General features: G+C 67.3%; 15 protein-coding genes and 1 pseudogene. 4 read left to right on the plus strand and 12 right to left on the minus strand.

Going from position 1 to position 14083, the window contains the following annotated elements:
• The first annotated feature begins 6 nt into the window (after positions 1–6).
• Both GT355_RS11665 and GT355_RS11670 read left to right on the plus strand, forming a co-directional pair.
• Entirely contained in the window at positions 7–684 is a 678-nt protein-coding gene (locus GT355_RS11665) for a helix-turn-helix domain-containing protein (protein WP_160134799.1), read from the plus strand.
• 231 nt (positions 685–915) lie between these two features.
• Positions 916–1773, plus strand: coding sequence for an aldo/keto reductase (locus GT355_RS11670; RefSeq protein WP_240145800.1), 858 nt, complete (start codon positions 916–918; stop codon positions 1771–1773).
• A 149-nt stretch (positions 1774–1922) separates the two neighbouring features.
• Here the strand turns inward: GT355_RS11670 and GT355_RS11675 are convergent, their stop codons facing one another.
• The 7 genes and pseudogenes from GT355_RS11675 to rpl7ae form a co-directional block, all read right to left on the minus strand.
• Positions 1923–3443: an aldehyde dehydrogenase family protein gene (locus tag GT355_RS11675; protein WP_160134800.1), complete on the minus strand. Its 1521-nt coding sequence runs from the start codon at positions 3441–3443 to the stop codon at positions 1923–1925.
• Between the two features lie 124 nt (positions 3444–3567).
• Positions 3568–3906, minus strand: coding sequence for a hypothetical protein (locus GT355_RS11680; RefSeq protein WP_160134801.1), 339 nt, complete (start codon positions 3904–3906; stop codon positions 3568–3570).
• Positions 3903–6274 (minus strand): annotated as a pseudogene (locus GT355_RS18560) (penicillin acylase family protein). Before GT355_RS18560 ends, GT355_RS11680 begins: the two are co-directional and overlap by 4 nt.
• Positions 6275–6382: 108 nt before the next feature.
• On the minus strand, positions 6383–6865 hold the full coding sequence (ndk, locus tag GT355_RS11690) for a nucleoside-diphosphate kinase (protein ID WP_160134802.1): 483 nt from the start codon (positions 6863–6865) through the stop codon (positions 6383–6385).
• On the minus strand, positions 6862–7509 hold the full coding sequence (locus tag GT355_RS11695) for a 50S ribosomal protein L24e (RefSeq protein ID WP_160134803.1): 648 nt from the start codon (positions 7507–7509) through the stop codon (positions 6862–6864). Before GT355_RS11695 ends, ndk begins: the two co-directional genes overlap by 4 nt.
• Positions 7509–7727, minus strand: a complete 219-nt coding sequence (locus GT355_RS11700) for a 30S ribosomal protein S28e (protein WP_007695120.1) — start codon at positions 7725–7727, stop codon at positions 7509–7511. Before GT355_RS11700 ends, GT355_RS11695 begins: the two co-directional genes overlap by 1 nt.
• 4 nt (positions 7728–7731) lie before the next feature.
• A complete protein-coding gene (gene rpl7ae / locus GT355_RS11705; RefSeq protein WP_007695122.1) occupies positions 7732–8094 on the minus strand; it encodes a 50S ribosomal protein L7Ae in 363 nt (120 codons plus the stop codon).
• Positions 8095–8415: 321 nt separating this feature from the next.
• Here rpl7ae and GT355_RS11710 point away from each other — a divergent pair, with 321 nt between their 5' ends.
• Positions 8416–9375, plus strand: a complete 960-nt coding sequence (locus GT355_RS11710; RefSeq protein ID WP_160134804.1) for a carbohydrate kinase family protein — start codon at positions 8416–8418, stop codon at positions 9373–9375.
• A gap of 9 nt (positions 9376–9384) precedes the next feature.
• On the opposite strand, the gene GT355_RS11715 is transcribed toward GT355_RS11710, so the two are convergent.
• The 5 genes from GT355_RS11715 to GT355_RS11735 form a co-directional block, all read right to left on the minus strand.
• A complete protein-coding gene (locus GT355_RS11715; RefSeq protein WP_160134805.1) occupies positions 9385–10341 on the minus strand; it encodes a sugar kinase in 957 nt (318 codons plus the stop codon).
• Between the two features lie 103 nt (positions 10342–10444).
• Positions 10445–10930 (minus strand): DUF8215 family protein, encoded by a 486-nt coding sequence (locus tag GT355_RS11720; RefSeq protein ID WP_160134806.1) that lies wholly within the window; start codon positions 10928–10930, stop codon positions 10445–10447.
• A 28-nt stretch (positions 10931–10958) separates the two neighbouring features.
• Positions 10959–11609 (minus strand): transcriptional regulator GfcR, encoded by a 651-nt coding sequence (gfcR, locus tag GT355_RS11725; protein WP_160134807.1) that lies wholly within the window; start codon positions 11607–11609, stop codon positions 10959–10961.
• A gap of 143 nt (positions 11610–11752) precedes the next feature.
• Entirely contained in the window at positions 11753–12778 is a 1026-nt protein-coding gene (locus tag GT355_RS11730; RefSeq protein ID WP_240145801.1) for a DMT family transporter, read from the minus strand.
• 97 nt (positions 12779–12875) lie between these two features.
• Positions 12876–13439: an NAD(P)/FAD-dependent oxidoreductase gene (locus GT355_RS11735; RefSeq protein ID WP_160134808.1), complete on the minus strand. Its 564-nt coding sequence runs from the start codon at positions 13437–13439 to the stop codon at positions 12876–12878.
• Between the two features lie 139 nt (positions 13440–13578).
• Between GT355_RS11735 and GT355_RS11740 the strand changes: the two genes are divergently transcribed.
• On the plus strand, positions 13579–14082 hold the full coding sequence (locus tag GT355_RS11740) for a DUF7523 family protein (RefSeq protein ID WP_160134809.1): 504 nt from the start codon (positions 13579–13581) through the stop codon (positions 14080–14082).
• Position 14083 lies beyond the last annotated feature (1 nt).

Consider the following 14083-nt stretch of genomic DNA (forward strand, 5'->3'; position numbering starts at 1 on the left):
TACGATATGACGGTCACCGTGGAGTTCCTCGTCAGTTCACCCTTGCTCCCGTTCGTCAGTTTCGCCGAATCGTTACCATCCGGTCGCATCGAGTGTGTCCATGGGCTCTGCCTCGGGAGGGACTCTCGGGTCTTCGTCGTCCATCTCGACCCGGCTGACGAGGTTTCCGAGGACGACCTCTCCGCCCTCGCTGAAGTGCGAGAGACGACCGCACTCGGGCGCGCAAACGACCGAGATGTCTATCAGCTAAATATCGAACTGGACGATGCCGTCTCGGACGTGTTCGTTCCCGGACGGCTCGCGAAGACGCAGGTAGAACCAACGGTCGTTACTCCCGAAGGCTGGTACGAGAAGAAGATCTTTCCGGATTACGAGGCGTTCAACGACATGCAGAACCATTGCGACGAGTACGGCCTTTCGGTCGAACTCATCTCGATCGCACAGGATTCCCCGTCGTCGGACGAACACACACGGTACGGACTAACTGACCGGCAATACGAGGCGTTGCTGCTCGCCATCTCTCGTGGCTACTACGATCGTCCCCGAGGGGCCACGGCCGGCGAGTTGGCCGAAGAGATGGATATTTCGCAACCTGCGATGTCGAATCTCCTTCGTCGAGGGGAGCGTCAGTTGCTCACGTCGACGATCGGGACACGACTACAGCGACCTCTCTCTTCGACGTGACACGCGCCGGATGATGATGGAGACCTGCAAAGCAGCCGCTATTCGACCGTCGCTGCCTTCATCGAGAGTGTCGTTGTCTTAGCATCCGTTCTCGTTCTCGACCGCGTACTGGATCCCGAACCGGATACACCATCCAGGATGCTCTATGAAGCCGTCTTCGAGCCAGCCGGGGACTTAAACGGGTTTTCAAAATAGCATCGGGTCCAAACGGGACGCGGTCCACGTTCCGGTGTGGAAAGCGAAACCGTCGAGCTGAACAACGGTGTGGAAATGCCGGTCCTCGGGTTCGGTACGTACCAGATCGAGGACCTCGATGTCTGTGAACGAAGCGTGGCCGACGCGCTCCGTACCGGGTACCGTCTCGTCGATACCGCGGCCGGGTACGAGAACGAGGAGGCCGTCGGCAGGGCGATCGAGGCGAGCGACGTCCCCCGGGAGGAGGTGTTCGTCACGACGAAGCTCTGGATACAGGATGCTGGCTACGAGAGCACGAAGCGGGCGTTCGAACGATCGCTCGATCGACTGGGGCTGGATTATCTGGATCTGTATCTGATCCATCAACCCTTCGGTGACGTTCACGGCTCGTGGCGGGCGATGGAGGACCTCTACGACGAGGACGAGGTCCGGGCTATCGGTGTTAGCAACTTCGACCCGGATCGCCTGGTCGACCTGGTCGTCCAGAACGAGGTCGTCCCCGCCGTCAACCAGATCGAGACACACCCCTTCTGTCAGCGGACCGACGATGCTGCGTTCTTGAACGAGTACGGGATTCAACACGAGTCCTGGGGACCGTTCGCCGAGGGACGGAACGACCTCTTCGAGCACGACGTACTGGTCTCGATCGGCGAGCAGCACGGCAAATCGGCCGCACAGGTCGTTCTTCGATGGCTGATACAGCGGGGGATCGTCGCGATTCCCAAGTCGGTCCACGAGGAACGGATCGTCGAGAACTTCGACGTCTTCGATTTCGAACTGCGCGTCGAGGACATGAACTCGATTGCGGGGCTGAACGAGTCCGAGTCACTGTTCGGCGACCATCGAGATCCGGAGTTTGTCAGGCAGTTGAGCAACGTGAAAGCCAACACCTGAGCGCTCACGAGCGCCAACCCCGTTTCGGCTCCACCTAGCGACGAACATCGTACCGGCCAGAACGGCTGTCGGATGCAGCGAATCGTTGCGTCCTGAGGAGGGAGCGATCCTACGTGTCCATTGACGTCCCTAACCGATGATCGATACTACTAGAGACGCATGTTGATCGTCTTGGTCTGTGAGTAGTGGTCGAGGGTCTCCTTCGCCTGTTCGCGGCCGATGCCGGAGTGTTTGTAGCCGCCGAAGGGCTGGCCGGCGGGGAAGTCGTTGTACTGGTTGACCCAGATGTTGCCCGCCTCGATGTCCCGGGCCGCTCGATTCGCCTTCGAGAGGTCCTGGGTGATGACCCCCGCCGCGAGGCCGTACTCGACGTCGTTCGCCCGCTCGATCATCTCATCGTAGTCGGACCACGCGAAGACCTCCTCGACGGGGCCGAAGATCTCCTCTTGGACGGGTTCGGAGTCGTGGTCGATCTCGTCGATCACGGTGGGCACGACGAAACAGCCGTCCGCGAGCGCTTCGTCCTCGGGCTGGCCACCGCCGGTGACGATCCGCGCGCCGTCCTCGCGGGCCTGCTCGACGTACGACAGCGTGCGCTCGACCTGTTCTTCGGAGACCTTCGGGCCGAGACGGGTATCTTTCGAAAGCGGATCACCCATCTGAAGTCCCTGTGCGCTCTCGACGAACGCGTCCATGAACGTCTCGTAGATATCCTCGTGGACGAACAGCCGCGTGCCGGCAGTGCAACACTCACCGGTGTTGTAGAACATCGCGAGCATCATCACCCGGACGGCCTGGTCGATGTCGGCGTCGGGGAACACGACGACCGGGCTCTTCCCGCCGAGTTCGAGAGTGACATCGGTAATGTTCTCGGCGGCGGCCTTCATGACCTCCCGACCGACCGCCGTGGAGCCGGTGAAGGAGACCTTTCGGACCTCGGGGTGTTCGGTGAGCGGCGCGCCGGCCTCCGCGCCGTAGCCCGTCACGACGTTGACCACGCCGTCGGGGAGGACGTCGCCGACGAGCCGCATGAGTTCGAGAATCGAGAGCGGGGTCTCCTCGGCGGGTTTGAGGACGACAGTGTTGCCGGCCGCGAGCGCCGGTGCGAGCTTCCAGGCCGCGATCAGGAGCGGGAAGTTCCAGGGCACCACCGCACCGACGACCCCGTAGGGCTCGCGAATGGTTTGGATGTTCTTTCGGTGGTCGGTGGGGACCGTCTCGCCACCGTGGGTTCGGGCCGCGCCCGCGAAGTAGCGGAACTGGTCGGCCACCAGCGCCACGTCGGCCCGCGCCTCCCGTATCGGCTTGCCGTTGTCGAGGGTTTCGAGCGTCGCGAGGTCGCTCCGGTGCTCCTCGACCTGGTCGGCGATCTCGGTCAGCACGCGCTGGCGTTTGGTGGGGTCGGCATCCGACCACTCGGATTCGTAGGCGTCCCACGCCGCCGCGACCGCACGGTCGATGTCCTCGCCGGTACCGGCCTGGGCCTCGCCGAGCACCTCGCCCGTCGTCGGGTCGCGGGTCTCGAACGTCTCGCCCGAGGCGCTCTCGACCCACTTGCCACCGATGTAGTGGCGGACGGGGTCGTCGGGGACGAGTTCCTCGCGGGCTTCGGTGTGGCGCTCCTGGATCGCGTCGCGCGTGTCGTCGACGGGCTGGGTTTCGGATGACATGGTGGAACGGGTGGCGTCCGTCCGGACGCGGTCGGCGTCCGTCGGGCCGCTGGTCGGCTCTTCGGCCCGCTGGTTCTTGCCGTTTGCGCCAGCGACGATGGCGTCGACGAGTGTGAACCGGCTTCTACAGCAGCCAGCGCACGAGTGCCGCGAACGTCGCCGTCGCTACCGGGATCGCGAGGCTGACGACGGCGATCTCCCCCATCGCGAGGTACTGCCAGAGGTCGCCGCTCGCGAGCAGCGTCGCGAGGAAGACGACCCAGACCAGAACGCCGAATCCCAGCCCCGCGAGCAGCGCACGTCTCCGGGTGACGGCGGCGAGCCCCACGAGGGCACCGCCGAGGAACAGCCCAGTCCAGTGGAGGGCGGCGGCGACCAGTCCCACGAGGATGGCGACGACCATCGTCGCCCATCGCGATCGCTCGTCGGCACGGAGCTCGCGAACGCGGCCCGTGAGGCTCACCGGTCGCCTCCGTTCTCGAAGGATATCGTGGGCGTGCCCCGTATCTCTCGGGACATGGACTTGTACTCGCCGTCGGCCCAGCGGCCGAGCTGGTCGTCGTAGTGGTCGGAGAAGTAGTTCCCCGAGTTCCCGCCGGGGAGGACGCCCGCCGACGGTCCGTCCATCGGGACGACCATCCGCCAGCTACTCCCCGTGGGGTTCTCGAGGGCGTAGTTGTTCACCGTCGCGCGCGACCCGTCCATCGGTCGCGTGGGGTATTCGAGGAAATCGAGACCGAGCGGGTGGTCGAGCGCGTCGGTGGTGTTGTAGTCGCCGTAGGTCTCCTCGCTTGCGTCCTCGATGTCGCCGACGGCTTGTCGAAGCGCGCGCACCATCACCTCGTCCCGCGACTCGTCGCCGAACCATCGACTGTCGGGGCCGAGGTGTTGAAGCACCCAGTCGGCGGGGTAGGAGGACTCGTCGAGGCCGTGGCGCTCGAACGCGGGCGAGAACGTCAGGTCGCGGTAACGCTCGAACCAGTGGACGAAGACGAGCGCGGCCAGCGAGTCGCGCTCCATCCGGTAGCCCCACGAGTCGAGCGCGTCGAGGTCGTTCGTGAGGTCGTCTGTGTCGTCGGCCTCGCGGGTGGCGCGAACGAGAACGGGGGTAAGTGCTTTCGCGCGCAGGTCGAGCGTGTCGCGTTGCATCCGTTTCATGAACGCCGGATCCATCGGCTCCCCCGAGTTCGCGCGCCGGTCCAACAGGTCGTAGATCCGGATACCACGATAGGGATCGGAGTAGGCCTCCGCGAGGTAGTGGTTCGGCCGGTCGACGACCCGCTGGTTCGCCGTCCCGAGGTAGTCGGGATTCACGACGTGGGGTTTCTCATCGAACGGGACGAACCCCTCCCACGACGAGGTTCCAAAGGGGGTGAACCCCCGCCACTCGCCCTCGCCCGCCGAGCCATCGAAGACCCGATCCCCCGCGACTTCCTCGCCGTCGACCGTCCGGATCGGGATCTGCCCGGTGACGTAGTAGAGGGTGTTGCCGTCGCGGTCGGCGTAGACGAGGTTCTGGGTCGGCGAGTCGAAGCGCTCGGTCGCCGCCAGCATGTCGTCGAGCCCCGAACACTGGCTGTACTCGTAGATCGCCCGTGTGGTCCGGGTCGCGGTGTGGCCGGTCCACGCCACCCCGACCCGTCGACCCTCGCGTTCGATCACCGGCCCGTGAACGGTCTTTCGCACCGTCACCCGCCGGTTCTCGCCGTCACTGACCGCGATCTCGCGCTCTTCGGTGTCGAACTCGCGCCAGTCCCCTTGTACCGATACTCGCCGTCTCGGGTGTCGTAGCGATAGAAGTCGATGACGTCCGCGCCGGCGTTGGTGAAACCCCACGCGCCGGCGTCGTTCTCGCCGATGACGACGAACGGCACCCCCGGAAACGTCACGCCGCGAACGCTCACGTCGTCGGTTCGGAGGGTCATCTCGTACCATACTGGTGGGGCCATCAGGCTCAGATGGGGGTCGTTCGCCACGATGGGCGCGCCGCTCTCCGTGTACTGTCCCGAGACGACCCAGCTGTTCGAGCCGATCCCCAACGGGGACTCGAACTGTCCCAACCACTCGACGAGCGCCGGCTCGACAGCGTGGGCTCCTGCCGCCGAGCCGTGGTCCGCTTGGTTTCCTGGCCCGTTGTTCCCGCCCCGAACGATCGGCGAGTCGAAGTCGAACCGGTTCGGGTAGAGGTCGTTCGCTGCACCCTCGCCAAGACGGTCCGCGACGAGCGCCTTCCGGAGGGTGCGGAAACTCCCCGTGAGGTTCCAAGCGATCTGCTTTTGCATCAACATCGTGTCGACCGGCGTCCACGGGTCGGGGTCGTACGCCAGCAGCGCGAATTCGACCGCCGACGGGTCGTTCGCCAGGACTCGGTTGACGCCCGCAGTGTAGGCTTCGACGAGCGCCCCCGCACGGGTGTCGCCGAGGAGGTCCCAGTTCGCCCGCGCCGCGCCCGCGAAGTCCATCTTCACGTGAAACTCGTCGGAATCGAGCGTCACGTCCCCGACGACCGCCGAGAGTTCGCCACGCAGTTGCCGGCGCTGGAGATCCAGTTGGAACCCCCGGTCGCGTGCCTGGGCGTACCCGACCGCGAAGTAGAGCGCTCGTTCGCTCTCGCCGGTGACGTTCGGAACGCCGTACTCGTCGTAGCGTACCGTGGCCGCTCCGTACGGGCTTTCGACCGTCCGATCGGTTTCGTCGGTCGCGTCCCACGCCGACCCCGAGAGCGGCGCGAACCGTTCGAGATAGCCCCGTACCGGCGAGAACGCCGTCCCGACCGCCCCACCCGCGAGGATCGCGCCGACGAGCGCCCGGCGCGTGAGGTCACGACTCATTGACTCCGTGAATCGTTTATGAGATATAACGGCGTGGATCGAAGCCGCCGCTCGTGTCGTGTGGTTTCGATCGGTCCGAAAACGGATCGGCCGCGAACGTGACCCGGTTCAGTGGTCGTCGGCGTCCTCGTAGACCCAGGTCGCGGTGCCCTGCTCCCAGTCGACGAGTTCGTCCTCGTCGAAGAACAGGTCGATCTCGCGCTCGTTCGCGCCCTCGTCCTCGTGGTCGCTGCCGTGGATGAGGTTGTGCCCGAGGTCGTTCCCGAGGTCGCCGCGGATGGTACCCGGCTGGGCCTCCTGGGCGTCCGTCGCGCCCATCATCCGGCGGACCTGTCGGGTGGCGTCCGCGCCCTCCCAGACCATCGCGAAGACCGGCCCGGAGGTGATGAACTCCACGAGACCGTCGAAGAACGGCTTGTCCTCGTGTTCGCCGTAGTGTTCGTGGGCGAGTTCCTCGTCGATCTGCATGAACTTCCCGCCGACCATCTTGAGACCCTTGCCTTCGAGTCGGGAGACGATCTCGCCGACCACGCCGCGCTGGACGGCGTCGGGTTTGGCCATCACGAACGTCCGCTCGTCGTGGTGGCTCACTGGTCGTCCTCGTTGTCGTCGCTTTCCTCGCGGTCCTCGTCGACGACCACTTCGTCGGCCTCGTCCTGGGAGACCGTCTCGTCACTGGTGCGGTCGACGTCGTCCTCGTCGAACTCGGCGTCCGCGTCGGTCTCCCGCGTGGTCTCCTCGTCGACGTTCACCTCGGCGTCGCTCTCTTCGAGGTCGGGGACGTCCTGGTCCTCCTCGACGTCGGGGTCGCTCCCGCCGGCGCGTCGACCCTCGACCTCGTCGAGTTCGTCGGTCTCGGCCCCGGTGTCGACGACCTCGTCGGGGTCGTCGGTCGGTACGTCCTCCGACTCCGTCTCGACCGCCGCCGCGGCGACCGCCTCGGCGTCGGATTCGCCTTCGACGGTGTCGATCTCGTCCGCGACGGTCTCGCTTCCACCTGCGGACGGCTCCGCCGCGACCTGCTCGGCCTCCTCGGGGGTGCCCGCCTGGCTGGCCCCGATGCGCTGGCCCTCGGCGGTCCACTCGAGGTCGCGCGAGGCCCGACCGAGTTCGGCGTTGTTCTCGCACTTCGACGAACAGAAGTGGACGACGCGACCGTCGACGTGGACGTACATCGTGCCGGTGCCGGGCTCGATGTCCGACCCGCAGTAATCGCACGAACGCGTCTCGACCATCAGCGACCCCCGATGGCGTCGGCCTCGCGGGCGGTCTCCTTGAGCTGGATGATGTCGCCCTCGCGGACCGGGCCGATACAGTTGCGCGTGATGATCCGACCACGGTTCTCGCCCGCCTGGATCCGACAGTTGACCTGCATCGCCTCGCCGTGCATCCCGGTCTTCCCGACGACCTCGATGACCTCGGCGGGCGTGGAGTCAGTTCCTTCGGAGCTCATCGTCCTATCGGAGGTCCTCGACCTTGCCGGTGATCTCCTCGACGTCGGACTCGGCATCGCCGGCGTCCACGATGGCCGCTGCGGCGCTGCCGACTTCGAGGCCGGCCGCGTGGCCGACGTCGTCCTGGGTCTCGACGAACACGAACGGGATCTCCTTCTCGTCGGCGAGCTCGGGGAGGTGCATCACGATCTCCTCGGGGCTCACGTCCTCGGCGATGTAGACCAAGGAAGCGTTGCCGCGCTCGATCGCCTTGGTGGTCTCGTTCGTGCCTTTCTTCACGGTGCCGGTGTCCCGAGCGACCTCGAGCGCCTCGATGGCGTCGTCTTCGAGGTCCGCCGGAACGTCGTAGGTAACGTAAACTGACATTGGTTGGTCCTTCCCGCGCGCGGGTTCGGGCTCCCCCGCCGTTGCGAGGACCGACGATGGTCCTCGGCCGCACGTCGAGACCGCCTCGACGGCGAGCGATTTCCTGAGAGGCTAGGAGCTTCACAACCCCGCGCAGGTTGTAGACTGCGGTAGCGGAGCACCGCATAAAAGCGCTTTCAAACCGCCCACGCCGTGTGATCCGAGCGCACGCAGGAGGGCCGGCGACCCGATCGGGTCGCCGATCCGGGTTCGCGAGACGGTCCTGCTGTCGGCTCGCGGAGGGAGTAGATTCAACTCCCCCGTGCACATCGGTTTCGTATCGTGACCACACCCGACGTCCTCGTCGCCGGGGAGACGTTGATCGACTTCATCCCCGATCAGGCCGGCTCGCTCTCGTCGGTCGAGACTTTCTCGCGGCGGGCGGGCGGCGCACCCGCGAACGTCGCGGTCGGGCTGGCACGGCTCGACCGCCCACCGTGGTTCCTCACCAACGTTGCCGAGGACGCCTTCGGCGAGTTCCTCGTCGACGGCCTCCGCGAACACGGGATCCCTCAGCGGTTCGTGACCCGCGACCCCGACCACCAGACGACGCTGGCGTTCGTCGCCCACGACGCGGCCGCCGACCGGGAGTTCTCCTTCTATCGCACCGAGACCGCCGACCAGTACGTCGACCCGAGAGTCGTGGACGACGACGCGCTCGATTCGACGTCGTGGGTCGCGCTCGGCGGGGTCGCGCTCGCGAACGAACCCGCGCGGTCGCGCCTGTTCGAGTTCGTCGAGCGCGCCCGGGACCACGGCTGTGCCATCGTCTTCGACCCCAACACCCGACCCGAACTCTGGGAGTCCGACGAAACCTTCGAGGCCGTGCTCGAACGGATGCTCTCGCTGACGGACGTCCTCAAGACCTCGGCCGACGACCTCCTCGGGACCGGATTCGCCGACCGGGGGTCGGTAGCCGAAGAAGCGCTGTTCGACGTCGGGCCGCACACCGTCGTCGCGACCCGTGGGGCCGCGGGTGCGCGCGCCGTTTCGAGCCCCGACGCCCCGTGGGGGGCGCTCGACGAGACTCATCCCGGCTACGCCGTCGACCCCGTCGACACCACGGGTGCGGGCGATGCGTTCCTCGCGGGGGTGCTCGCGGGACTCGTCGACGACGAACCGCTCGACGAGGTGCTCGGGTTCGCCAACGCGGTCGCGGCACTCACGACCACCGATGCGGGCGCGAGCACCGCGCTCCCCGACCGTGCCGCCGTCGCCGAGTTCCGTGCCGAGAACGAGTAGCTACCGAACCTACCGACGGACCGCGTCGCGCTCGCCGACGAAGACGTCGAGTTCCTTTCTCGTGGGGAGCCCCTCGGTGTCGCCCGCGACGGTCGTCGCGAACGCGCCGACCGCGTTCGCCGTCTCGGTGGCCGCGACCGGGTCCTGGCCCTCGATCCGACCCGCGAGGAAGCCGGCGGCGAAGCCATCGCCCGCGCCGACGGGGTCGACAACGCGCTCGACGTCGTAGCCCGACACCCGTTCGGTCGTCGAGCCGTCGGCGACGACCGCGCCGGCCGCACCGAGTTTGACGACCGCGACCCTCGCACCGTGGTCGAGACACGCCGCCGCGATCGCCTCGGGGTCGTCCGTCCCGAACAGCGCGGCCCCCTCCTCGATACCCGGGAGGACGATGTCCGACAGCGAGACGAGTTCGAGCATCGTCTCGCGCATCCGCTCGTCGGACTCCCAGAGCTTCCGGCGAACGTTCGGGTCGAACGAAACCGTCATCCCCGCCTCGGTAGCGCGTTCGGCCGCCAGGAGCGTCGCCTCACGACACGATTCACTGAGGGCGGGCGTGATCCCGGTGAGGTGGAGGTACTCCGCGTCCGTGAGGTAGTCCACGGGGAGGTCGTCGGGAGCCATCAGCGACGCCGCGGAGCCGTGCCGATAGTAGTGGACGGCGGGTTCGCCGAGTTCGCGGCGCTCCTTGAACATGATGCCCGTCGGTGCCTCGTCGGTGAACTCCACCGTCGAGGTGTCGATGCCCTCGCCACGGACGAAGAACTCGAGGTACTCGCCGTGCGGGTCGGCCCCGAGCTTCGAGTACCAGCCGACGTCGTGACCGAGCCGCGCGAGACCGATGGCGACGTTGGTCTCGGCACCGGCGAGGCTCTTTTCGAACTCGTGGGCGTGTTTCATCGGGCCCGTCGTCGATGGGTAGACGAGCACCATCGTCTCGCCGAGGGTGACCACGCGGGGTGACATGATGGTCGGTGTTTACCCAGGGTGGTGGTATGCGTTCCGGGTTCGGACGGCAGACCGGGCCCAGGTCGACGTTCGGGTTCCTGCGTTCGGTGCAGCCGACCGGTTATCGCCGTCTCAGTCCCCAGTTCCACTGGGGAAGCAAGCTATCCAAGACCGCTACGAGGCGGGGGAACAGCCGGACGGCACCGAGCGAGAGGCCGACCGCGACGACGAGCGACCCGACCGTCGACCCCGTGGCGACGTCGACCGCCGCACCGCCGGCCGCCACCGCGACGACGGTGAGGCTGTGATAGACGGGGCGGACGAGGAAGAGCACCGGCGTCGCCGCCGGCCAGTCGAACGACGTGAGGCCGGTCCGAACCGTTCCGATCGCCAGCGTGAGGGTCGTGACGCCGACCAGCGCGGCGAACTTCACCGCCGCGTTCTGCGGTGCGGCCATCAGCGCCAGCAATCCCGGAATACCGAGCACGGCGACCTCCGCCAGCCCGAAGAAGACGTTCTCGACCCATCGCTCGACCCCGACCTTCCGGACGGCTCGCGGCCCCGCCTTACGCCGCTCGGTGGTCGGGTCGGTTCCACGGTCGCTCATGATGGTTCGGGAGGCTCCACCCGCCGGCTCACTCCTCGTCGCGGCTCACTCGGATGACCTGCATCAGCGATTCGACCGGGACGCCTTCGAGCTCCTCGACGCCGCTCTTGTCGACGAGCACACCACAGCCGACCGGCGTGCCGCCCTCCTCGGTGATGGCGTCGATGGTCTCGGTCATCGTCGTCCCGCTGGTGATGGTGTCGTCGATGACGTAACACTCCCGGCCCCGGATCTCGGCGAAGTTCCGCGAGAAGTTCCCGCTGAGGTCCTCGATGTCGCCCTCCTCCCACTGGTGCTTTCGGGGCGCGTAGGTCGCGAGGTCGGCCCCGAGTTCGAGCGCCACGGTGGTCGCGAGCGGCGTGCCGGCCTTCTCGATCCCGACCACGAGGTCGATCTCGCTGTCGTCGTGGCCGCCGAGGAGGTCCGCCATCGCGTGCCCCACGTCCGAGAGTCGGGTGCTGTCCCGCCCGAGCGCGCTCCAGTCGATGTGGATGTCCGAGAGCGGGCCGGCCGGCTCCGCGCTCTCGGTGGTCGTGGGCTGGGTGCTCCCGCCGCCACGTTCGACCAGCCAACTCGCGGTCTCACGCGAGACGTTGAGCTCGTCGGCGATTTCGCCGTTCGAGAGCCCCTGACCAGCAAGCTCGTTCGCGCTCTCGATGAGGTCGTCGACGTTTTTCATGCGGGAGGGTTGGCCCGGGCTGTAATAGGTGTGTTGTCCCACTTTTTTCCGACTCGGGTGCGCTTGCTTCGCTCGCGCACCACTCGTCGCAAAAACCTGGACTAAAAACTGCCGCTCACTCGCTCCGCTCGTTCGCGGTACAATCACTTACCAGCTACCGCAACCGCTTCGCACAGCACCGCCCCGCGACAGCCACGAGCCTCCCCAACCGATTCGCTCTGCTCGCGGTGCTCGCGTCGCTCATCCCTCGCACGTCCTGGCCCTCCGGGCCATTCCTCGCGCGCCACGACGGTTATCCCGGCCAGGATCACCACGCCCCCGACCACGGTGGCGGCGGTCGGGACCTCGCCGAGCAACACGAGCGCGAGCAGTGCGCTCCCCACGGGTTCGCCGAGCAGCGAGGCGCTGACGACACTGGATTCGAGGTGACCGAGCGCCCAGTTGAGGACCGTGTGCCCGAAGACGCCGGGGCCGACGGCCATCCCGAGGAAGAGCAGCCACTCGCGCGGCGGGTAGTTCGTCAGGGCTGCGCCGTCGGCGAGGACGAGCGCGAGGAGCACGATGGTACAGGCCGAGTAGACCACGACGACGTAGGGGATCAGCGCGATCCGCTGGCGGAGCACCCGCCCCACGAGGACGTAGCCCGCCGAGAAGGCCGCGCCGGCCACCGCGAGCGCGTCACCGAGAAGCGGGGCGCTCCCTGCGACCACACCCCCCGACGCGTCGCCGACCGAGAGCACCACGATGCCGGCGAGCGCGAGGAGCATCCCCATGACGGTACGCCGGGTGACGAACTCGTCGAGGAACACCGCCGCGCCGGCCGCGACGAAGAGCACCTGACACTGGACGATCGTCACCGAGGCGGCGACGCTCGTGAGTTCGAGGCTCGCGAACCACGACGCGAAGTGGAGGGCGAGCGCGACGCCGCCAGCCCCCGCGGCCAGCCAGTCCCGACGGGTGAGTCGGGCGAAGGCGTCGCGGTGGCGGACGAGGGCGAACGGCAGGAGGAGGAGGGTCGTGAAGAGCACCCGGTAGAACGCCTTCACGAGGCTCGGCGCGGCGCTGTACCGAACCAGGATCGCGCTGGTGCTCACCGCGACCACGGCGACCCCGAGCGCGACGAACGGCAACGTCCCGCGCTCGATACCGACGACCGAACGGGTACTCACACGCGACCCGACGACGAGTGCGTGTTTACGGGTTGTGTTTCCCGGTTATTCGGCGTCACCGGACGTGCGACGCACGTCCGGTTGGCACGAAACTCGATTACTCGGCGTCGTCGGGCACGTCGAAGTCGTGGAAGTGCTCGCCCTTCTCCTTCGTGAGGATGTTGAGCGCCGCCGCGGCACCGTCGCCGGCGGCGATGACCGCCTGCCACTCCTCGGCGCGGACCATCGCGCCCGTCGCGTAGGCGTCCTCGACACTCGTCTCGGTCGTCACGTCGATGTCGACCACGTCCTCGTCGGTGAACGCACAGCCCAACTCCTCGGCGAGGTCGCGCTTCGCGCCCGTCGCGAGGATCACGTAGCTCGCCTCGTACTCCTCGTCCGCGGTCGAGACGGTGAAGCCGTCGCCGTCTGCTTCGACATCCGTGACCTCGGTGCCCTGGTGGCGCTCGACACCGAACTCGTCGACCTGGGCGCGCGAGTCCTCCATGAACGCGGAGCCGTCCTCGCTCTCGATCCCGAGGTAGTTGAACAGGTGCGCCTTGTGCATCCACGTCTGGTCGGTGTCGAACAGCTGGGTCTCCAGCCCGTTCTTCGCGGTGAACAGCGCCGCGCTGAGTCCGGCCGGGCCACCACCGATGATCGCGACATCACTGTCCGTCATACCGTCGGCCGTACGACCGCCGGTCGGATAAATCGTGTGCGACGACCACTGGCCGCACGGTGGTGGTGTGGTTGGCTCAGCATTGTTCCGCCCTTCACCGAGTCGTCGGTCTTTTCGTGGTGCTCGTCGACCTCGAACCATGTCCGTCGCCGCCGAGACCAGACGCGCCGTCCACGAACAGCCGTTCGTCCACGAGGCGCTCCGGGCCGGGGTCATCAACTACACCGCCGCCGCCCGGTTCCTCGACGTCGGGGAGCCCGAACCCGTCGCGGCCGCGCTCCGGCGCTACGCCGAGGCCCTCCCCGACCCCGAGACCGCCTCCCGCGAGGCGCGGGTCACGATGCGAAGCGGGATCGGCCCCGCGGCCAATGCCGATCCGGAGGAAGCCGTGCTCGCGGTCGGCGACACCGCGTTCGCGGACGGGGGGTCACTCACGGGCGTGCTCGCCACGGGCGCGGTCGACCCCGCCGCGCTCGGACACGTCCTCTCGCGGTTCGCCGTCGAGGATATCGAGCCCGAGGCCGCCGGTGTCGCCGGTGACGCGCTCGTCGTCGTCGTGGGACGACGCGACGCGCCCGACGCCGTGCGTGTCGTCGAGGACGCGCTGTCGGCGGTCCCGGTTACGGGGACTCCGACGGATTGAA

The organism is Halococcus salsus, assembly GCF_009900715.1.
Taxonomy (GTDB): domain Archaea; phylum Halobacteriota; class Halobacteria; order Halobacteriales; family Halococcaceae; genus Halococcus; species Halococcus salsus.